The sequence below is a fragment of the Halolamina sp. genome (assembly GCF_036626355.1).
GTDB lineage: Archaea > Halobacteriota > Halobacteria > Halobacteriales > Haloferacaceae > Halolamina.
In genome coordinates, this window is sequence record NZ_JAZKRY010000051.1 from 1 (window position 1) to 21,347 (window position 21,347).

The following is a 21,347-nucleotide window of genomic DNA, read 5'->3' on the forward strand; positions in this document are numbered from 1 at the left end:
CCACGCGTCGGCTTCTGGCGGCTGGCCTGGTCGTCGCCATGCTCGGGGTCTTCGCCCAGGGGTTCGTCCGTGGCGGAACCATCTACCGGTCGCTCAGTCTGGGGCTGGTCCTCCTCCCCGCCGCCGTGGCGCTCGGGTGGGCCGACGGCAGCGCCGCCGCGGACGGTGGGACAGCGCCGAAGCGGCTCTTCGGCGTACTCGCGGTAGCCATCGTCGGCCTGCTCCTCGCAACCGCGCCGTTGACCGCTCTCGGCGGGACGCTCTTCCTCGTCGTGCCGATACTGTTGACCGCGGTGTCGGTCGGAGTCGTCGTCGCCGCGGTCCCGCTCTACCTCCTCGGTGTGGCTGGCGGGGCCGCCGAGAGCGATTGAACTGGACCGGGCTCAGCGTGCGTCCCGGATCTCCTCGAGCGACTCGGGGTTCTCCATCGAGGAGAGGTCACCGGGGTCCGCATCCTGGTGAACAGCGGCGATGGCCCGACGGATGACCTTCCCGGACTGGGTTTTGGGGAACTCCGAGACGAACTTGATCTCTTTCGGCCGGAACGGCTTGCCGTGTTCCTCGCCGACGAGTTCGCTGAGTTCCGCCCGCAGGTCGTCGTCCGGGTCGACGTCGGGTTCGGGAACGATGTAGGCGACGACCGCTGTTCCGGTGGTCTCGTCGTCGACGCCGACTGCGGCTGCCTGGTTGACGGCGTCGTGCTCGACGAGCACGCCCTCGATCTCCGCGGGGCCGACTTTTCGCCCGGCCACGTTGAGCGCATCGTCGGCGCGGCCGTGGAGGAACCAGAAGCCGTCCTCGTCCTTCTGGGCGAAGTCGCCGTGGTCCCAGAGATCCTCCCACGTCGACCAGTACTCCGCGAGATAGCGCTCGTCGCCAGACCAGAGGCTCTTAGTCATCGAGGGACAGGAGTCCCGCGCGACCAGATACCCCCGCTCGTGGTCCTCCTTGACGGAGTTTCCATCCTTACCCACGATATCGATGTCCATCCCCAGGCCCGGGCCCCCCAGCGTCCCGGGTTTGAGGTCGTTGATGGGCATCGGCATGAGGAAGCAGCCACAGATCTCGGTGCCCCCGGAGATGTTGATGATGGGGCACGCCGCGTTGCCGATCTCCTCGTAGAACCACAGCCAGGACTCGGGGTCCCAGGGCTCGCCGGTCGAGCCGAGGATGCGCAGACTGGAGAGGTCGTACTGCTCGACCGCCTCGTCGCCGTGCTTGCGCAGCGCCCTGATCGCGGTGGGCGAGACGCCGAAGGTGGAGATGCGGTGGCGCTCGACCATCTCCCAGAACCGGCCGGGGTGGGGGTGGTCGGGCGCGCCCTCGTACATGAACGTCGTCCCGGCGAAATGATGGTTGCCGATGAGCGTCCACGGCCCCATCATCCAGCCGATGTCGCTGACCCAGAAGAACCGGTCGCTGGGCTGCTGGTCGAAGCCGAAGTGGATCTCCTTGGCGCACTGGAGCAGCACCCCGGCGTGGGTGTGCACGATACCTTTCGGCTCCCCGGTCGTTCCCGAAGAGTAGAGCAGCATCGACTCCTGGTCAGCGGGGAGGGATTTGGTCTCGTACTCGCTGTCCATCGGTTCGACTGCGTCGGTCCACCAATCGTCGCGCAGCTCACCCCACGGGACGTCGACGCCGTCGTCGTCCGTGCTCGCCTCCGGATTGCTCCCGAGTCGGTCGAAAACCACCGTGTGCTCGACGTGGCCAGCCTGTTCGATCGCCTCGTCAGCCGTCCCTTTCAGCGAGATTGGGCTTCCGCGGCGGTAGAAGCCGTCGCCGGTGAACAGGACCGAGGACTCGGCGTCGGCGATGCGGGTCGCGGTGGCTTCGACGCCGAAGCCGGAGAAGATGGGGACGGCGATGGCGCCGACTTTGAAACAGCCGTAGAGAATCGAGATAACTTCCGGCACCATCGGCATGTAGAGCGCAACGGTGTCGCCCGTCTCGATGCCGGTGGACTCCAGATAGTTGGCGACACGGTTGGCCTGGCGGTGGAGTTCGTGGAAGGTGAGCTCCCGGACCTCCCCATCTTCGCCCTCCCAGATGCAGGCGAGTTTGTTGCGCTCGGCGCTGTCCACAGCGGCGTGGCGGTCCAGCGTGTTGTGGGCGATGTTGAGCTCGCCGCCGGAGTACCAGTCGGTGAACTGTGGTCCCTCGCTGTCGTCGCGGACCTCGTCGTAGGGTTCGTCGAACTCCACGTCGAGGTAATCGACCATCTCGTCCCAGAACCAGTCGATACCGGACTCCTCGACGCCCTCGACCTCCCCGGTGGTGCGCTCGATGAGCTCGTCGTAGTCGTCGACATCGTACGTCTGCATGAACTCCCAGACGTTGGTCGATTCCACGAACTCCCGGTCGGGTTCGTGGACGACGTCGTGTTCGCTCGCATCCATATGCGCAGGTTCGGCGGCGAGGGGAAGTAAGTTCTGCGTACCGACCTTTTGCTGCGGGCCGGCGAAGCCGGCCCCGGCAAACGCTCGACGAAAAGTCTGCGTCGGCCCTCCGAGAGAGCGGAGCTCTCTCGTGGCCCCGCTCAGTTCGTTCGCGGGGACTTCGAGGCCTCCTTGACCTCGCCCTCGGCGAGTGAACCGGCAACCTTCCGGGTCCTCCGGACCGCTCGGTCGCCGGATAGATTCGGTACATAGCTACGCCGGACGTACCTACTCCCACCACTCCTCCCGAAGCAACCCGTACTGCACCGTATCCACGTACTCGCCGTCGATGAACCGGTCCCGGCGGATCCTCCCTTCCTCCTCGAACCCCAGCGACTCCAGCACGCCCCGCGACGCGTCGTTGAACTCGTAGACGATCGCCCCGACGGCCGGGTGGTCGTACGTCCGGAACGTGTACTCGATCGTCAGCGAGAGCATCTCCCGACCGTACCCCTCGCCGTGGACCTCCGGGACGAGCCAGTAGGCCAGATCCGGTCGGCGGTAGCTTACGTCGTCGACGCCGACCCAGCCGACGGGCGTGGTTTCGTCCTCGGCGGGCGCTCCCGGCCCGGCAGCCGCCTCGTCGAGACAGACGAGTAACTGGTTGCCGTCCTCTTTCTGCGCAACGTCGCCGAGTTCGCTCCGACTCCGCACCGGGTTGCCGATGGGAATCCGAATCTCCGGGTTGGCCGAGCCACGCTGGATGAACGCCCTGTCCTCCTCCTCGACGGTTCGGAGCGTCACCCGCTCGCCCTGGCTGACTCTGGCTCCGGGCATGGTCGCCGTGGGTCGGGCACTCGGCAAAAGGTTTCGGGACGCGTATGTCGGGGTACCACGGAAGACTGGCCGAGCCGACAGAAAACACTTACCGGAACCAACATAACCTGCTGACATGCCCCGGAGACGAGCCCTCCTTGCGAGTCTCGGCACCGCCGTGGTCGCCGGCTGTATTTCCGACGAGGCGACGAGCCCGCAAACAGACGGCACTGCGACCGGGTCACCGACCGAGACGGAACCGACGGAAACCGCGACGCCCGGCGCCCCGGAGCCGCCATCGAGCATCGACGCCGACTGGCCCAGACCCGGCTACGACGCGGGAAACAGCAACCGCACTGACGCCCCAGGTCCGACTGATCCGATCGCGGAGCTCTGGTCGGTCACCGCCGACTCACAGCTCTCCCAGCCGGTGCTCGCCGGAGAAACCCTCTACGTCGGCAGCCGCGACGGTGCCGTTCTGGCCATCGACGCACGAACTGGCGAAGAGCGATGGCGACAGTCCATCGGCGACGCCGCGTTCACGCCGCGGGTCGTTACAGAACGGCTCTGCGTGCCGACGGCGTCGGCTATCGTCGCGCTCGACCCGGCTGAGGGTAGCGAGCAGTGGCGCGTCGAGACCCCCAACCGCGCCGATAGGGTCGACCGTGAGGGGAAGATCGTGGAGGCCACGCTCTTGGCTGCCTCCCACGGCCTCTACTGGGTCGCTGGCGAGGGCCACCGCAACGAGGAGAACCCGACCGTCGTCAGCATCGCCCCGATGGACGGCAGCGAGCAGTGGCGAACCGATATCGAGGACCCCTGGAGCCGACGGCTGTTCGCGAGCGCCGATGCGGTGTTCGTCTCGACCAACCACAACGCTCCCGACCCGTGGCGCCTCGCTGCTGCGACTGGCGTCGTAGAGACCGAACCGCCCGGCTCAGGCGCCGACTTCGAGGACGAGTGGTTCTCCCGCGACGGCACCCTCTACTCCGTGGGGCCGATATTCGGTCCCGTCGAGGCCACCCCGGCCGACGGCGGACACGACTGGTCGACCGACCTGTTCGGCAACGCCCTGAGCGGCGGCGTGGATGCAGTGTACGGTGACCTGAGCGACGGGGAACAACGCGGACTCTACGCGCTCGCGGCGGCGGACGGCTCGCGTCGCTGGAACGTCACCGACGTCGCCACCCCGGTCTCCCGGTCCGTCGTCGCCGGGGAATGTGTCCTGCTCCGTACCGAGGAGGCCTTGCGGTGTTTCGATCCGACAGACGGGGCGGAACGCTGGAGCCATCCCGTCGACAATATTGGTGGCCGCGTCGTCGTCGCCGACGACCTGCTCTACACGACGCGAGGGGAGACAGTTCGGGCGTTTCGATAGTCGGGACTCGAGTTCTGGAGCTCCGTCGCGGACGGTCCCGCTCTAGGGACAGCACACTCGCGGTCCGCTTGCCGGGTTCACTGCTGGGCTTCGAGCGTCAACACTTCGGTCGTGTCCTGGGTCCCTGCGACGTGAACGTCCACGCGGCTGGCAGCCCCGCCGTCGGTGTCGAACGAGAGCCGGAGCAGTATTCTGACGGGGGTTACGGCGTCGCCGCAGGCCTCGTCCTCTCCTGCGGTCCGGTCGAGTTCGGTTCTGACGACCGGATCGCCGTCCTCGGCGATGTGTGGCTCACCGTCGAGAACGAGTTCGTAGCAGGTCTGCGGTGCGTAGGCGTGGACGTACACAAGTCGCTCCCTGGACTCGAACGCCGTTTCGTCGACAAACGTCCGCACCGCATCGGCGCCGTCCGCCTCGACCTCACCGAAGTACTCGTCGGCGGCTTCGTGGCTCGCAAGATACAGTCCCCACGTATCCATGTCGGAGTAGCGTTCGCCAGCGGGGGTCACGGCCTGGTCGCTCACCGTGTAGTCAGTCAGGACGGGGACGTCGTCGGTGTGGGTCTCGGTTTCCGCAAACTCCTCTCTCGGGGTGAACCAGATTTCGATACTGCCTTCCTCCGTGTAGGCGATATCGACGAACCCGTCGAGCCCGTCGTCCGAGGGCTCGACGTCGAGGGTAAGCGTTTCCATCGTCGTCGTGCCATCGACAGTGACGTCGAACATCCGGGTCGCGCCGGGGCGACCCACTGCCGGAACCCGGTCGGTCGCGTTCGGGCCAACTCTGTACTCCCCCGCAGTGATGCGGAAGCCGTCGCCGTCTCGCACGATGATGTCGAACGATTGGATGGCGTCGGTTTCGTTGTGGAGCCGGCCGTCGATGGTGAGATCGTCCTGTTCTGGCGTCCCGTCGCCCCCGTAATCGGTCCGGTCAGTTCCGGGGTCAGTTGCCGTGCCGCTGGGGCCGCGGCCGACGGACGTCTCCAGACAGCCGGCAACGACGGCGGGGAGGGCCACACTCGCGGCAACGAGGAATCTGCGTCGGTGCATGGCGACAGATGGGCGTAACCGCCGGATGGATAAACTGCTGCTGTACGCACAAAGAGTCGTTTTAGCAACCTTCGACGCTGAAAAACGAGAAACTGCGAACGCGACGGGGGCGCTACTTCGCCTCGGCAGCGCTCTCCGCTTCCTCGGCCTCCTCGTCGTCGTCGCTCTCCATCTGCTCGGCGGAGACGACGTCGACGCTGGCGACCGAATCGCCGACGTCGAGATCCATCACCGTCACACCCATCGTGTTCCGGCCGACGATCGAGAGGTCCTCGACGGGCGTGCGCATGATCTGGCCCTCCTTGCTCATCGCAACCAGGTGGTCGCCCGGCCCGACCGCTTCGAGTGCGATAACGGGACCGTTGCGCTCGTTGGTCTTGATGTCGATGAGCCCCTTCCCGTTGCGGGACTGGGTCCGATAGGCGTCGAGATCCGAGCGCTTCCCGTAGCCGTTGCCGGTCACCGTTAGCAGCCAGCTCGACAGCACCCCGTCGATGCCGGCTACGGCGGCGACTTCGTCCGCGCCCTCGAGATTGATGCCCCGGACACCGCGTGCGGTGCGGCCCATCGCGCGGGCCTCCCCCTCGTCGAACCGGATCGACATCCCGTTCCGGGTTGCGATGACCACGTCCTGCGTGCCATCGGTCACCTCGACGTCGGCGAGCGTGTCGCCGTCCTCCAGCCGGATGGCCCGAATCCCCGTCGAGAGGATGTTCTGGAACTCGGAGACGCCGGTGCGTTTGATGTAGCCGCCCCGGGTGACCAGCGTGAGGAACTGCTCCTCGTCGTCGCCGTCCTCGACCTCGATATCCTCGGTGTTGACGACCGCCTCCAACTGCTCGTCGTCGTCGAGGTCGAGCAGGTTCACTGCGGATTTTCCGCGAGCCGTCCGGGACATCTCCGGCACCTGGTACGTCTTCAGCTCGTACACCTGGCCCTGATTGGTGAAACAGAGCAGGTAGTCGTGGCTGTTGGCGACGAACACCGAGGAGACGGCGTCGCCCTCCTTCAGATCCGTGCCGATGATGCCTTTCCCGCCACGGTTCTGGGCGCGGAACTCCGAGAGCTCCATCCGCTTGATGTAGTCGTCCTCGGTCATCACGACGACCTGCTCGGATTCGGGGATGAGGTCCTCGTGGGTGACCGAGCCGGTGTCCTCGATGAAGCTGGTCCGGCGCTCGTCGCTGTACTCCTCGGCGATCTCCTCCAGCTCCTCGACGATGACCGCGTCGAGTTCCTCCGGGCTCGCGAGGATGGTCTCGAGGCGGTCGATGGTCGCCTCCACCTCCTCGTGCTCCTCCCGGATGGATTCGCGCTCCATGGAGGTGAGCGAACCGAGCTGCATCCGGACAATGTGGGCCGTCTGCTCTTCGCTGAAGCCGTAGCCGTCCCGGAGTGCCGCCCGCGCCGCGTCACGGTCGTCGCTGTTCCGGATGGTCTCGACCACGTCCTCGGCGTTCTTCAGCGCCTTCAGCCGGCCTTCGAGGATGTGTGCGCGGTCTTCGGCCTCCGCGAGATCGAACTCGCTGCGGCGGCGCACGACTTCGCGGCGGTGTTTGACGTACTCCTGGAGCGTCTCCTTCAGGTCGAGCACTTTTGGCTGGCCGTCGACCAGCGCGAGGTTGATCACGCCGAAGGTGGTCTCGAGATGGGACTCGAGCAGCTGGTTTTTCACCACGTCGACCATCGCGCCGCGCTTGAGCTCGATGACGATACGGATGCCGTCGCGGTCGGACTCGTCGCGCAGGTCGCGGATCCCTTCGATATCGCCCTCCTTCACGTCCTCGGCGATCTTCTCGACCAGGCGAGCCTTGTTCTCCTGGAAGGGGAGCTCGGTGACGATGATGCGACCCTCCTCCGCGAACGTCTCGAACTCGGCGCGAAGACGCAGGCGACCGCGGCCCGTGCTGTAGGCCTTGTGAACGCCGTTGCGGCCGACGATGTTGGCGCCCGTCGGGAAATCCGGCCCCTCGACGTGCTCCATCAGGTCCTCGACGGTCGCGTCGGGGCTCTCGATGAGTTCGATGGTGGCGTCGACGACCTCGCCGAGGTTGTGTGGCGGAACGTTCGTCGACATGCCGACGGCGATGCCCGAACTGCCGTTGACCAGCAGGTTCGGGAACGCCGATGGGAGCACGTCCGGCTCCATCAGGCGGTCGTCGTAGTTGCCCGAGAAGTCCACTGTATCCTTCTCGATGTCGTCCAGCAGCTCCTCGGCGATCGGAGACATGCGCGCCTCCGTATAGCGCATGGCCGCCGGCGGGTCGCCGTCGACGGAGCCGAAGTTCCCCTGGCCGTCGATTAGCGGCGCCCGCATGGAGAAGTCCTGGGCCATGCGTGCCAGCGCGTCGTATATGGCGCTGTCACCGTGGGGGTGGTAGTCCCCCATGGTGGTCCCCACGATGGAGGACGACTTCCGGTGGCCCGAGCCCGAGGTGAGCCCGTCCTCATGCATCGCATAGAGGATGCGACGGTGGACCGGCTTCAGCCCGTCACGGACGTCCGGGAGCGCACGACCCGCGATGACTGACATCGCGTAGTCGATGTAGCTCTGTTCCATCTCGTCCTCGATGCGGACGTGTTCGATGCGCTTGGCGATATCCTGGTTCTCGTCGTCCGGTAGATCCGTACTCATATGTCCACCCACTCGGCGTCCTCTGCGTGTTCCTTGATGAACTGTTTTCGCGGCCCGACGGCGTCGCCCATCAGCACCGAGAACATCTTGTCGGCGGCGGCGGCGTCGTCGAGGGTGACCTGCTTGAGCACCCGGTTCTCCGGGTTCATCGTGGTTTCCCAGAGCTGTTCGGGGTTCATCTCTCCGAGCCCCTTGAAGCGCTGGACCTGTGTCGGGTTGCCGTCACAGATCTCTTCGACCACCTGGTCGCGCTCGGCTTCGGTCATCACGTCGTACGTTTCGCCGCGGTAGCGGACCCGGTAGAGCGGCGGCTTCGTCGCGTAGACGTAGCCCGCCTCGATGAGCGGCTTCATATGCCGGTAGAGAAACGTCAGCAGCAGCGTGCGGATGTGGGCGCCGTCGACGTCCGCGTCGGTCGCCATGATGATCCTCTCGTAGCGGGACTCCTCGATGTCGAACTCCTCGCCGATTCCCGTGCCGATGGCGGTGATGAGCGCGCGAATCTCGTTGTTCTCGAGCACCCGGTCGAGCCGGTGTTTCTCGACGTTGAGGATCTTCCCTTTGAGGGGGAGCACGGCCTGGAACGAGGAGTCCCGGGCCTGCTTTGCGCTCCCGCCGGCGCTGTCGCCTTCCACAACGAACAGCTCGGCCTCGCTCGGGTCGCGGCTCTGACAGTCCGCGAGCTTTCCGGGGAGCGCTGTCGATTCCAGTGCGGATTTGCGCCGCGTGAGCTCCTCGGCCTTCTTTGCGGCCTGTCGAGCCTTCGCGGCCTCGACGGCCTTGAGGACGAGCTTCTGGGCGGTGTCGGGGTTCTCCTCGAGATAGGTGCCCAGTCCTTCGTGGACCGCCCCTCCGACGATTCCCCGGACCTCACTGTTGCCGAGTTTCGTCTTGGTCTGGCCCTCGAACTGCGGGTCGGGGTGTTTCACCGAGATGACGGCAGTGAGCCCCTCGCGAACGTCCTCACCCTTGAGGTTGCCGTCGACCTCGTCGGCCAGCCCCTCGCGGTCGGCGTAATCGTTGACGACACGGGTGAGTGCCGTCTTGAAGCCGGTGAGGTGGGTCCCGCCTTCGCGGGTGTTGATGTTGTTGGCGAAACTGTGGACCGAGCCCTGGAGTTCGTCGGTGACCTGCATCGCAATCTCGACCTGAATGTCCTCCTCCTCGCCCTCGAAGTAGATGACGTCCTCGTGGAGCGGCGTCTTGGTCTCGTTGAGGTAGCGGACGAACGCGCGGATGCCGCCCTCGAACTGGAACAGCTGACTGCGGGGCTCGCCCTCCTCGTCGCGGTCCCGCTCGTCCGTGAGTTCGATACGGACGCCGCTGTTGAGGAAGGCGAGTTCGCGCAGCCGGCTCTCGAGCGTCGTGAATTCGAACTCGGTCGTCTCGAAGATCTCTTCGTCGGGCCAGAACCGGATCTCGGTACCGGTCTCTTCGCCCGCTTCGAGCTCCCGAACCTTCTCCAGATCGCCCACGGGTTCGCCGCGGTGGAACTCGTGACGCCAGAGTGCGCCGTCGCGGCGCACCTCGGCGGTGAGTTTGGAGGCGAGCGCGTTGACCACGCTCACTCCGACGCCGTGGAGCCCCCCGGAGACCTGGTAGGATTTACTGTCGAACTTCCCGCCGGCGTGGAGAACGGTCATGATGACCTCCAGTGCGGGACGGTCGTGCTCCTCGTGCGTGTCGACGGGAATCCCCCGGCCGTCGTCCGTGACGGAGACGGAGCCGTCGTCACGAATCTTCACCTCGATATGGTCGCAGTGGCCGGCAAGCGCCTCGTCGATGGCGTTGTCGACAACCTCGTAGACGAGATGGTGGAGCCCACGGCCGTCCGTGGCTCCGATATACATGGCCGGGCGTTTCTGAACGGCCTGGAGACCCTCCAGAACCTGAATCTGGCCCGCGCCGTATTCGGCATTCTTTTCTGACATAGAGCGTACGACAAGGTAGGCGGGCCTCACCGATAAAAGGTGCGCACGCGCGGGCGCGCTCGCGAAGAGAAAGTCGCCGACAACGGAGGGAAGTTAGGGTTTTCCAAACGCGAGTTCTTCGAGGTGAAAACGTGTTTTCACCCCCGTCAGACAGTTGGCTGCGCGCGACTGCTCCCCGGGGGTTCGCCCGCGCGCAAGCAGCCACGCATCTCGGGGCTCTGTCGGCGCGGATGCGCCCGTCGCGATGCCACTCCCCTCGGCCGGACTCCACTTTCACCGTACTACGAAAGGGACTTTAAGCGACCGCCGGGTAGCGAACACACAGAATGACCTCGCAGCAGACGACACTCGGCGGCGATGGCACCACGGCCGAGGAGTTGGCCGAGGGCCAGCGCGAGATATCCATCGCCGAGTTCTTCGAAAAGAACAAACATATGCTCGGGTTCGACTCGGGCGCCCGCGGCCTGGTGACCGCGGTCAAGGAGGCCGTCGACAACGCGCTCGACGCCACCGAGGAGGCGGGCTTTCGTCCCGACATCTACGTCGAGATCCGCGAGGTCGGCGACTACTACCGCCTCGTCATCGAGGACAACGGTCCCGGCATCACCAAGGAACAGCTCCCGAAAGTCTTCGGCAAACTGCTGTACGGCTCCCGGTTCCACAAGCGTGAGCAGGCACGTGGTCAGCAAGGAATCGGAATCTCAGCGGCTGTCCTGTACTCGCAGCTCACCTCCGGGAAACCCGCCAGAATCACCTCCCGGACGGCGGGGAACGACGTGGCGGAGTATTTCGAGCTCATCATCGACACCGACTCCAACGAGCCCGAGATCAAGAAGGCAGAGACGACGTCGTGGGACCGCAGCCACGGCACTCGAATCGAACTGGAGATGGAGGCGAACATGCGCGCCCGCCAACAGCTCCACGACTACGTCAAACACACCGCGGTCGTCAACCCCCACGCCCGCATCGAACTCCGGGAACCGGGCCTGGACGAGCCGCTGAAGTACGAGCGCGCGACCGACCAGCTTCCCGCGAAAACCAAAGAGATTCGGCCCCACCCCCACGGCGTCGAACTGGGGACGCTCATCAAGATGCTGGAGGCGACGGACTCCTACTCCGTCTCGGGGTTCATGCAGGAGGAGTTCACTCGGGTTGGGAAGAAAACCGCCGACAACGTCGTCGACAACCTCCGTGACCGGTACTACGGTCGCGAACTCGGCTGGCCGGCGTCCGAACGGACCGCGGAGGCTGCGGAGGCCGCCATCCGCGAGGCCGTCTCGAACAAGGGTGTGGAAGCGACCGAGATGTTCGCGAGCCGGGTCGCCAACTCACTCGAGAGCCGCGAACGCACCACCTACTCCGACCTGCTCGAGATTGTCGCCACTGTGGCCGACGAGGTCGGAAGCGAGACGGGCAAGACGTTCGGCTCGACCGTTCGCGAGAACGCCGTCGACGCGGCGTGGACGGCACTCACCGCGTTCGACCGCGAGGAAGGTGTGGACCGACTCAGCTCCGCGCTTTACGCGCTGGTCGACGACGCCACCTCGAAACGGAAGGACGACGCCGCGGTCAACGGCCTCGCTGAGCGGCTGGCCGAAGGGTTCGCCCATTCTGACGACGAGCCCAATCGGATGCGCGCGACCCACTCGGAACTCAAGACCCTCGTCGACGAGAAAGCCGACGCGACAGAGGAGTACGACGGCGGGACGTTCGGTGAGACCGCTCGCGAGAACGTCGTCGAGGCGCTCTGGAAGCGGATGGTGACGGTGCCCGACGACCCGCCGAACGTGACGGAGGTCGCGAACAGTCGCGACACCGCTTCGGAGCTGCTAACGGCGATGGGGCAGACGAACATCCTCTCGCCGCCGACGGACTGTCTCGCACCGATAACCGCCGACCTCGTCGAAGCTGGCCTCCGGAAGGAGTACGACGCCGATTTCTACGCGGCGGCGACCCGCGACGCCGAGGTCCACGGCGGCGACCCGTTCGTGGTCGAGGCAGGTATCGCCTACGGCGGCGAGATCGAGACCGGCGGCACTATCGATCTGATGCGCTTTGCTAACCGCGTCCCGTTGGTCTACCAGCGCGGCGCGTGTGCGACGACCGACGTGGTCAAGCGCATCGGCTGGCGCAACTACGGGCTGGACCAGCCCGGTGGCTCGGGGATGCCAAGCGGCCCCGCGGTGCTGATGATTCACGTCGCCTCGACGAACGTCCCGTTCACCAGTGAGTCCAAGGACGCGCTGGCGAACATTCCCGAGATCGAGGACGAGATCGAACTTGCGGTCCGGGAGGCGTCCCGGGAGCTGAAATCCTATCTCACCAAGCGCCGCTCGATGGCCAAGCGCCGCGAGAAGCAGGACGTGCTCGGCCGTATTCTCCCACAGATGGCCGAGAAGGTGGCACAGGTAACTGGCCGCCACCACCCCGATATCGATGGCGCGATGGCACGCATCATGAACAACGTCGGCGTCGACCGCGAGCGAGACGGGGAGAGCGTCTCGTTGACCGTCGAGAACCACTCCGACCGGAGCGAACAGCCCGAACTGACGGAGATCGTCTCCGCGGAGCCGACGGACCTCCCCGACGACGCCACCGCGATCGAGATGGACGACGAGTGGTTCATCAACTGGTCGCCGTCGGTGAGCGCGGGGGAGACGGCGACGCTATCGTACAGCCTGCCGACTGACGCCGACGCCTCGGTGAACGTCGATGGCGTCGACGACGAGAAACTCACGGTGAACGCATAATGAGCAGTCAGACCGACACGAAAGACGCGCAAGCCCGCGAACAGCTCGTCGAGCTGGCCGCGGAGTTCTACGACCAGTTCGTGGCCGGCGAGATCCCCCATATGGAGCTCCCGACCCGGACCAAAAGCAACATCGAGTACGACCCGGAGAAGAAGGTCTGGGTGTACGGCGACCGGACCTCAACCCGGTCGGCCAACTCGGTCGGCGGCGCCCGGAAGCTCCTGAAGGCGGCCTACACCGTCGAGTTCCTGGCGAACCAGCTCGACGAGGACCGCTCCTCGACCCTGCGAGAGCTCTACTACCTCTCCGAATCCTGGGACAACGAGGAGGCCCAGTTCAACGGGCAGGACGAATCGAACAGCCTCGTCGAGGACCTGGAGATCGTCACGGGTGTCACCCGTGAGGACATGCACATGCGCCCGGAGGAGTCCGGCGCGACACTGATGGGCCCCCTGGAACTCCGCGAGCAGACCCGCCGCGGCGAGCGGGAGATTCACTGCCAGCTCGACGTCGGCGAGGGCGGCTACCAGATTCCGAACAACCCGGACACTATCGAGTTCCTCGACCACGACATCGACTTCGTGATGTGCGTGGAGACCGGTGGGATGCGCGACCGGCTCATCGAGAACGGGTTCGACGACGAGTACAACTGCCTCATCGTCCACCTGAAGGGCCAGCCAGCGCGGGCGACCCGGCGCATAACCAAACGCCTCCACGACGACCTGGACCTCCCGGTGCTCGTGTTCTGTGACGGTGACCCGTGGTCCTACCGCATCTACGGCTCGGTGGCCTACGGCTCGATTAAATCTGCTCACCTCTCGGAGTATCTGGCGACACCGGAGGCTCGCTACGTGGGCATCCGCCCCCAGGATATCGTCGACTACGACCTACCGACGGACCCGCTGGCGGACTCGGACATCAACGCCCTGGAGTCGGAGCTCTCGGACCCGCGCTTCCAGACCGATTTCTGGGAGGAGCAGATCGAACTCCAGCTCGATATCGAAAAGAAGGCCGAGCAGCAGGCGCTGGCGTCACGGGGCCTCGACTTCGTGACCGACACCTACCTCCCCGAGCGGCTCGAGGAGATGGGCGTGCTGTAGTTCGGCAGCTCACTGCCACGAGGGGGCCCTGGTGGTCAGGTGAGCGTCCCTCGACGGTGTAACGCTCCATTTTCGAGGACCATCGTCCAGCCCGACTCTTCGTGAACGACCTGGTACCGTAGACCGGTTAGTCTTCGCGGACAGGTCCCAGAAAACACTTGTAAGTCTCGAGGCACGTTCCACCATGGCCCTCCCTCGACGCAGCGTGCTCGGCGGTATCGCCGTGTTGCTCGCAGGCTGCACGAGCCGCGATGGAGCAGTTTCAACTGATTCGCCGAGCGAGACGCCGACGCCCACTACTGCGCCGGCAACCGAACCGGGTTACGTCACCTGTGACCCGGACCGCGTCTCGACCGTTGAACTGCACACCGCCGGCGGCATTCCCGACGACCTGTCGACAGCCCGTGTTCGGGAGTACGCGCAATCGCTGGAGGAGGACATCGTCCTCCCACCGCCCGAGGAGCGCGCCGATGGTTACGTCTCTTTCGGCGATGTCACGACCGAAACGGTCGAGTACGGCTATCTCGCTACCGTCGAAGTGATAGGTGGCTATCAACGGGACGAAGTAGCGGGGACGGCGACTGGCACCCACGCCGACCTCGGACAACACATCGCGACCTACTTCGTCACCGAGCAGGTTGTGCGCAGGGCCAGGGACACGAGCACCGAACTCGACCCACGCGACCACGGCGAAATCGTCGTCTGCGAGTCCGGGTAGTCCAAGACTAAGGCGACCAGTTCCCCGCGAAACCAGCGCTTTTCAGTACTCCCGACCGAGACCGAGCCATGCAGTTCCCCGACCCACACGACGAGGGTGGATTCGAGCGTGTCGCGCCCGAGGCCGTCGGCATCGACGCCGATGCCGTCGACGACGCGGTGAACTTCCACCTCACGCACGGTACGCCCGACGAGACGGTCGAGTACCACATGCCCGACCTCGAACCGTTCGACGAAACCGAGGGCGAGCTCGGTGGGTTCCTCGGGCCCGTTCCGGACCGGCGCGGCGGCCCTGCAGGGGTGATTCTGAAGGAGGGGAAACTCGTCGCAGAATGGGGCGATACCGGCCGAGTCGATCACTGTTTCTCCTGTGCGAAATCGTTCCTGAGCCTCACCGGCGGTATCGCCTGGGACCAGGGCCGGTTCGACCTGGAGGACCAGGTTGGTGAGGACATCGACGACGGTGGGTTCGAGAGCGAGCACAACGAGACGATCACCTGGAAACACCTCTTCCAGCAGACCTCCGAGTGGGAGGGTGAGCTGTTCGACCGCCCGGATAGTATCGACCGGAACCGCGGCGTCGGCAAGACGGAGGGTCCGGGAAAGGACGAGCCCCGCGAACTCGAGGAGCCCGGCGAGTTCTGGGAGTACAACGACGTGCGAATCAACCGGCTCGCGCTCTCGCTGCTGCGGCTGCACGCCAAACCGCTGCCCCGGGTGCTTGCCCACGAGCTGATGGACCCCATCGGCGCCAGCCGGCGCTGGGAATGGCACGGCTACTACAACTCCACGGTCGACGTGGCGGGGACGACGATGGAGTCCGTCTCCGGCGGCGGCCACTGGGGTGGCGGCTTCTGGAGCCCGACGACGGATCTCGCGCGAGCGGGCCACCTGCTGCTGAACGAGGGGGAGTGGGAGGGCAAGCGCCTCCTCAGCGAGGAGTGGGTCGAGAACGCCACCACTCCCTGCGAGCAGTACGAGAACTACGGCTTTCTCCTCTGGCTCAACACCGACAATACGCTCTGGCCCTCGGCGCCCGAATCCGCCTACGCGTTCCTCGGCCACGGACAGAACGTCGTCTGGGTGAACCCGGCGAACGACCTCGTGGTCGTACTGCGCTGGCTGGACCTCGCCGACGACCGTGGCGAGCGCGAGGACCTCCCGAACCAGGACCGCTTCTTCGAGAAACTGCTCGCCGGGCTCTGAGCCGGCCCAGGCCCAGCAGCCGGCCTGGTTCTCGGCCCTCCCCCCACCCAGTACCCCTACCGAACGCGACAGGCTTACACCCCCGTCACCAGAATGCAGCGGGTATGGCCGACGACTCTGGGGAAATGCAGTACCACGTCGAACTCACGCCTGGCGACGTCACCGAGAGTGTTCTGCTGCCGGGGAACCCTGAGCGACTCGACACGATCACGCCGCTCTGGGACGATCACGAGGAGGTCGCTCACCACCGGGAGTACCGTACTGCAACTGGCCACTACGAGGGAGCGCCCATCTCCGTCACCTCCACGGGGATCGGCTCCCCCTCGGCGGCGATCGCCGTCGAGGAACTCGCCCGCGTCGGCGCCGAGACGTTCATCCGTGTCGGCTCCTGTGGCGCCATCCAGCCGGGGATGGAGGTCGGCGACCTGGTCATCACCAGCGGCGCCGTCCGGCAGGAGGGGACGAGCGACGAGTACGTCCGTGAGGATTACCCCGCCGTCGCCGACCACGAGGTGGTCTCCGCGCTCGTCGCCGCCGCTGAGCGACTGGGCCACGACTATCACGTCGGGCTGACGATGTCCGCGGACTCGTTCTACGCCGGCCAGGGGCGCGAGGGGTTCGAGGGGTTCGAAGCCGCCGGAACCGAAACCCTTGTCGAGGACCTCCGGGAGGCGAACGTGCTCAACATCGAGATGGAGGCGTCGGCCATCTGCACGCTCGCGAACGTCTACGGGCTGCGGGCTGGCGCGGTCTGCTCGGTGTTCGCCAACCGGGTCACTGGTGAGTTCCTCACGGAGGGCGAATCCGTCGCCGCCGAGACGGCAAGCCTCGCAGTGAAGCTGCTCGCCCGGATGGACGAAGTGAAAGCCCAGGCCGGCGTCGAGCAGTGGCACGCCGGGCTCTCGCTGGACTGACCCAGCTATCGGCGTATCGGCAGCGTTCGACATCGCTTCGTAGCGTCTTTACCCGTCCCCGGTTCAGTTTTCACCATGACCGATCGCATCGTCGTCGTCGGGGCTGGGTACGCTGGCACGGGTACCGTTGCCTCCCTGGAGAAAGAGGTCGAAAACGCGAACGCGGACGTGGAACTCGTCTGGATCAACGAAAACGACTACCACCTCGTCCTCCACGAGGTCCACCGCGTCATTCGCAACCCGGACGTGGCCTCGAAAGTGACCATCCCCTGTTCCTCGCTGCTCCCAGAGTGGGGGGAGTTCCGCGAGAGCCGAGTCACCGGCGTCGACACCGAGGAGCGAGCCGTCGAACTCGACTCCGGCGCCACGGTCGAGTACGACTACCTGCTGCTCGGACTGGGCAGCGCGACGGCGTTCTACGGCATCGACGGGCTCCGCGAGCACTCGCACACGCTGAAGGGTCTCGAGGACGCCCGTGCCATCCACCAGTCCGTCAAGGAGGCCGCCGCCGATGCCTCGCTTGCGAACCCCGCCCAGGTCGTCGTCGGCGGTGCCGGGCTCTCGGGTATTCAGGCCGCCGGCGAAGTTGCCGAATACCGCGACGAGCACCATGTGAATCTCGACGTCTACCTCGTCGAGGGGCTGGAGAATGTGTTCCCCGGCAACGACAGCGAGGTACAGGGTGCCATCCGAAAGCGCCTGGAGGAAGCTGACGTCGACATCGAATGCGGGGAGTTCATCTCGAAAGTCGGCGAGGAAACCGTCTACCTCGGGGGCGGTGAGGACACCGATCCCGAGGAGATGCCATACGACGTGCTCATCTGGACTGGCGGCATCACGGGCCAGGAGGAACTGGCCGACGCCGACCTGGATAAGGACCAGCGCTCCAGGCGAGTGTTCGCCGCACAGGATTTCCAGACGAGCGACGAGCGGGTGTTCGCCATCGGCGACACGGCGCTGATCGACCAGGGCGACGAGACGGTAGCGCCGCCGACGGCACAGGCCGCCTGGCAGGCCGCCGAGGTCGCCGGCGAGAACCTGCTTCGCGCCAGCCAGGAGCAGCCCCTGGAAACCTGGCGCTACGATGATAAGGGGACGCTCATCTCTGTCGGCGAGAAAGCCATCGCGCATGACGTGGACGGGCTCCCCTTCGGGACGTTCGGCGGGTTCGGCGCGAAGTTCCTGAAGAAGGCGGTCGCAACCCGGTGGATTGCGTCCATCACATCGCTCGGGCGGGGGTTGCACGCCTGGAACGATATGTGAACGCGGTCGCGGCTGTGAACGACCGATTACGGCACGTGACCTGTCCCGAGCTCCGTCTCGCGAGCAGGAAGCTCGCTGCCGCGACTTGTGAGACCTTCCGCGGCGCGTGACCGCTCGACGGCGGTTTTACAAGGACAGTATCGACCGGTTGTGACTGGATGAGCGGGACCCACTCCGGTCATCGTAGCATTTTCGCCCGATATAGGCGTCGCTGACCGTTCCGATCAAGATATCGTGCACCCCGACCGCCGAGTCATACGAGCTCTTCTGGGTCCGGCTCAGAACAGTTCCGATCGTTTCTGATTCAGTCGACGGCGCCTCAAGCTCGATACTCCCGACTTCCTCGACCAGCGTTGCGTGCTCAACCGGGAAGTTGAACTCCTCGTCGAGGTGGTCGCGAACATCATGGAAATCCATGTCGGTAGGATCTATAGAGCCACGGGGATAGTACTGGTGCCCGACGTCACTGAATCCTGTCCGTACAGTGCGATTAACAGCTGAACTAGCGGCTGCTATCGAAAGAACCAGTCCGGTTTGACGCCGGACGTGGTGACGGCGGAATGGTTCCCTCGTCGGTCGAACTGCGGGCGAACTGCCTCTGACTGTTGTGCCTGGCTTCGAAATCCACTGCGTTTCTTTCAGATTGTAGTCAGTTGGCGATATGGCCTCGTGACTACAATCAATCGTAGAATCCTCAACAAAACTAATTTTATGCTTTGTCATCAGGGGAGGTATATAACCCCCGGGTCGTACGTGCGCTCCTCACTGGTGAACTGATTGGCGAGTTCGGCGGGTTCACTGCAGAGCGGGCCACTATCGTTCCCCGTCCGAAGCTGGAGCGCAGAGGTGTGTCACCGACCGTTCATCGAGCGTGTTCTCTGCCCTCCGGACTCACCCACTCACCACTGGCCGGGAGACGATCCAGAGCGACAGCACTGTGTACCCGATCATCAGGACGACGAGGGGCAGATGTCCGCGGCGGGCCGCTGATTTCGTCCGGTAGCGGTCGAGCGCAACGCCGTGTGCGGCGACGACGGCGATCACGTGCCCACCGACGATCAGGGCCAGCTGCGACGCCCAGAACGCCGGGATGCTCAGCCACCCGAGAACCGACACGTCCATCGGAATCCCAAGTAAGCTACCGACCATCTCGATGGTTCGGCTCGCGGTCCCGGCGACGAACGGGTAGTAGTGTGCGAACTCGTAGGCTGCCGCGATCGGAATCACTGTCGGGGCGAACGCTTGTGCCGGCCCTTTCGACTCGCCGCCGAACGCGTCGGAGAGGGTCGCCGTTATGAAGAACACCGCCAGGAAGATCAGGAGTCCGAGGAGATAGAGCAGGAGCGTGGTCGCCGTTCCCGTTCCGAGGCTGTTGCGGGCGCTGAACAGGAGTGTCTGGAACCCCGGCGTACTGGTGAACCCGTCGAAGCTGACGGTGTAGACAACTGCGACGATGAACGAGACCATCCCCGGCCGGTCGACCGGCCGGGTGCAGCCACGCCACGGTGGCCGCACGCTGACCTGAACCCCTGCATCGACCCGCTCGACAGCCACCGGTGCAACGCGGCCGAACGTCCGGTAGAGCACCGAGAGGAAATCGGCTCGCTCGAACCAGCTGGCGCCGGTCCCGACGGCGCCGAGGAGCATGAGGGCCGCGTACAGTGCAACCAGGCCGACTGTGAGTTTCGGCCGCTGGGAGAGGCCCAGCAGGTTCTCTGCGATCCCGACGACGAGCACGAACCCGGCCACTGCTGGCCAGACGCCGAATCGCGTCGGGTACTGCGTCCAGGATAGCTGTTCTCCTTCCAGCCACGAGAGCGCTCTATGGAGATTATTCCACGGGGAGAGTGCCGACCACGGTGAGCCAGCAACGATGGCGACGAGACCGATTCCCTTGATCCACAGGCCCCAAACGAAGGCCGCGGCGAAGTTCTCCGCAGCCGCCTCGGGACCGAAGAACCCGGCCAGGAGCGCATTCACGACTCCGACCGAGAAGATGAGAACGCCGGTCGTCCGAACAGCCCCGAACGTTTGCGTTGAAATCGTCCCGAGTGATGGGGTCCAGCGGTCGGCCGGCGGACGGCCGCTCCATCCAAGCCAGAGGGCGGTAACCCCGACCGTCACGGCGGCGCCGACGAGGAGGTACTGGAGCGGGATCGGCGATTCAAACTGGGCACCGCCGATCTCGTGTGCCGCCACTGTCTCGGGCACGAGAAACAGGGTCAACAGACCCGTCCAAATCGCCCGGGGACGGAGCATACTGGGACAGGGAGGGCAACCGTAGAAAGCGCTGTGGTCCGTCCATCGAAAGCCACCGCGGAATGGTGGTGTTTTTCTCTCGGCACCCGAAGGGGTGTTCATGCGTCGCGCCACACTGCTCGCACTCGTCGTCATCGTCGCGGCCCTGGGTGGGACGGCGGTGGTCGCATTCCAGAGCGGTGGCAACGACGTCCAACTGCAGGAGCAGTGGACAAGCGACACCGCGAGAGAAGCCCGTTCCAATCACCACGCGCCAGCAGCAGGAATCGTGAACGGGACCGGAATGGTGTACGCTCCCGTAAGCGGCCGAAGCGACGCACCGAACTGTGCACTCTACGGGCTGTATAGCGAGAACGGCTCCGCGACGTGGCAGTATCAGGTTGCGAAGCCGAACTGTACGATCCACTCGGTGGCGAATCCGACGATCGCGGACTACGACAGCGACGGCACGCCGGAGGTTCTGACGACGTCGACGGAACAGGCGGTCCTCGGGTTCTCGGCAGCTACCGGCGCCGAAGAACTCCGGACGAACCTCACGGGCTACGGCTACACGCGGCCGGTCGTGACTGATCTGCTCGGCGACGACCGCATGGAGACCGTCACCGTCGACGTGCGAGGCACGGTGTTCGTCCACCGGCCGAACGGGTCTGTCGTCTGGAGTACCCGGCTGGATTCGTACACGTGGGGTCGGCCCGGCGTCGCAGATTTCGACGCCGACGGTCGGAAGGAGGTCGTCGTCGGGATCAGCGATGGGAGCCTCACGATGTTCGAGCGAAATGGGTCGGTCGCCTGGCAGAAACAGGACCTGTTGGGTGGGTCGATACTCTGGGTGACGACCGGCCAGGCCGACCAAGAGCCTGGTGAGGAGATCGTCGTCGCGACCAACCGCGGAACGGTCGCCCTCGTCGACGGTGCCGACGGGGAGGTCCAGTGGAAGAACAGTTTCGGAGC

The 21,347-nt window shown here is 65.3% G+C and carries 15 protein-coding genes; 9 read left to right on the forward strand and 6 right to left on the reverse strand.

Features of this window, described 5'->3' with window-relative positions; genetic code table 11:
* On the forward strand, positions 1-371 hold a 371-nt coding region (locus tag V5A38_RS09345; protein WP_332325491.1), incomplete at its 5' end, for a hypothetical protein.
* A 12-nt stretch (positions 372-383) separates the two neighbouring features.
* Here V5A38_RS09345 and V5A38_RS09350 read toward each other — a convergent pair.
* On the reverse strand, positions 384-2,399 hold the full coding sequence (locus V5A38_RS09350) for an AMP-binding protein (protein ID WP_332325492.1): 2,016 nt from the start codon (positions 2,397-2,399) through the stop codon (positions 384-386).
* A gap of 267 nt (positions 2,400-2,666) precedes the next feature.
* Positions 2,667-3,215, reverse strand: a complete 549-nt coding sequence (locus tag V5A38_RS09355; RefSeq protein ID WP_332325493.1) for a GNAT family protein — start codon at positions 3,213-3,215, stop codon at positions 2,667-2,669.
* 115 nt (positions 3,216-3,330) lie between these two features.
* Between V5A38_RS09355 and V5A38_RS09360 the strand changes: the two genes are divergently transcribed.
* Complete coding sequence (locus V5A38_RS09360; protein ID WP_332325494.1) at positions 3,331-4,572, forward strand: PQQ-binding-like beta-propeller repeat protein; 1,242 nt, start codon at positions 3,331-3,333, stop codon at positions 4,570-4,572.
* Between the two features lie 77 nt (positions 4,573-4,649).
* On the opposite strand, the gene V5A38_RS09365 is transcribed toward V5A38_RS09360, so the two are convergent.
* The 3 genes from V5A38_RS09365 to gyrB form a co-directional block, all read right to left on the reverse strand.
* The gene (locus tag V5A38_RS09365) at positions 4,650-5,621 is read right to left on the reverse strand and encodes a hypothetical protein (protein ID WP_332325495.1); all 972 of its coding nucleotides are present in this window, start codon (positions 5,619-5,621) and stop codon (positions 4,650-4,652) included.
* A gap of 112 nt (positions 5,622-5,733) precedes the next feature.
* Entirely contained in the window at positions 5,734-8,256 is a 2,523-nt protein-coding gene (gyrA, locus tag V5A38_RS09370; RefSeq protein WP_332325496.1) for a DNA gyrase subunit A, read from the reverse strand.
* The gene (gyrB, locus tag V5A38_RS09375; RefSeq protein ID WP_332325497.1) at positions 8,253-10,187 is read right to left on the reverse strand and encodes a DNA topoisomerase (ATP-hydrolyzing) subunit B; all 1,935 of its coding nucleotides are present in this window, start codon (positions 10,185-10,187) and stop codon (positions 8,253-8,255) included. The genes gyrA and gyrB overlap by 4 nt, the downstream gene beginning before the upstream one ends.
* Before the next feature lie 326 nt (positions 10,188-10,513).
* On the opposite strand from gyrB, the gene V5A38_RS09380 reads away from it, so the two are divergent.
* The 6 genes from V5A38_RS09380 (at position 10,514) to V5A38_RS09405 (ending at position 18,137) form a co-directional block, all read left to right on the forward strand.
* Complete coding sequence (locus V5A38_RS09380; RefSeq protein WP_332325498.1) at positions 10,514-12,937, forward strand: DNA topoisomerase VI subunit B; 2,424 nt, start codon at positions 10,514-10,516, stop codon at positions 12,935-12,937.
* On the forward strand, positions 12,937-14,037 hold the full coding sequence (locus V5A38_RS09385) for a DNA topoisomerase IV subunit A (protein WP_332325499.1): 1,101 nt from the start codon (positions 12,937-12,939) through the stop codon (positions 14,035-14,037). Before V5A38_RS09380 ends, V5A38_RS09385 begins: the two co-directional genes overlap by 1 nt.
* 184 nt (positions 14,038-14,221) lie before the next feature.
* Positions 14,222-14,755 carry a hypothetical protein gene (locus tag V5A38_RS09390; protein WP_332325500.1) on the forward strand — a complete coding sequence of 178 codons (534 nt, stop codon included), beginning with the start codon at positions 14,222-14,224 and terminating at the stop codon, positions 14,753-14,755.
* 68 nt (positions 14,756-14,823) lie between these two features.
* A complete protein-coding gene (locus tag V5A38_RS09395; protein WP_332325501.1) occupies positions 14,824-15,960 on the forward strand; it encodes a serine hydrolase in 1,137 nt (378 codons plus the stop codon).
* A gap of 104 nt (positions 15,961-16,064) precedes the next feature.
* Positions 16,065-16,874 carry a nucleoside phosphorylase gene (locus V5A38_RS09400; RefSeq protein ID WP_332325502.1) on the forward strand — a complete coding sequence of 270 codons (810 nt, stop codon included), beginning with the start codon at positions 16,065-16,067 and terminating at the stop codon, positions 16,872-16,874.
* Between the two features lie 75 nt (positions 16,875-16,949).
* On the forward strand, positions 16,950-18,137 hold the full coding sequence (locus V5A38_RS09405) for an FAD-dependent oxidoreductase (protein ID WP_332325503.1): 1,188 nt from the start codon (positions 16,950-16,952) through the stop codon (positions 18,135-18,137).
* A gap of 891 nt (positions 18,138-19,028) precedes the next feature.
* On the opposite strand, the gene V5A38_RS09410 is transcribed toward V5A38_RS09405, so the two are convergent.
* Positions 19,029-20,396, reverse strand: a complete 1,368-nt coding sequence (locus V5A38_RS09410; protein ID WP_332325504.1) for a hypothetical protein — start codon at positions 20,394-20,396, stop codon at positions 19,029-19,031.
* 100 nt (positions 20,397-20,496) lie between these two features.
* Between V5A38_RS09410 and V5A38_RS09415 the strand changes: the two genes are divergently transcribed.
* Positions 20,497-21,347 (forward strand): PQQ-binding-like beta-propeller repeat protein (locus V5A38_RS09415; protein ID WP_332325505.1); only part of this gene is annotated, 851 nt, incomplete at its 3' end.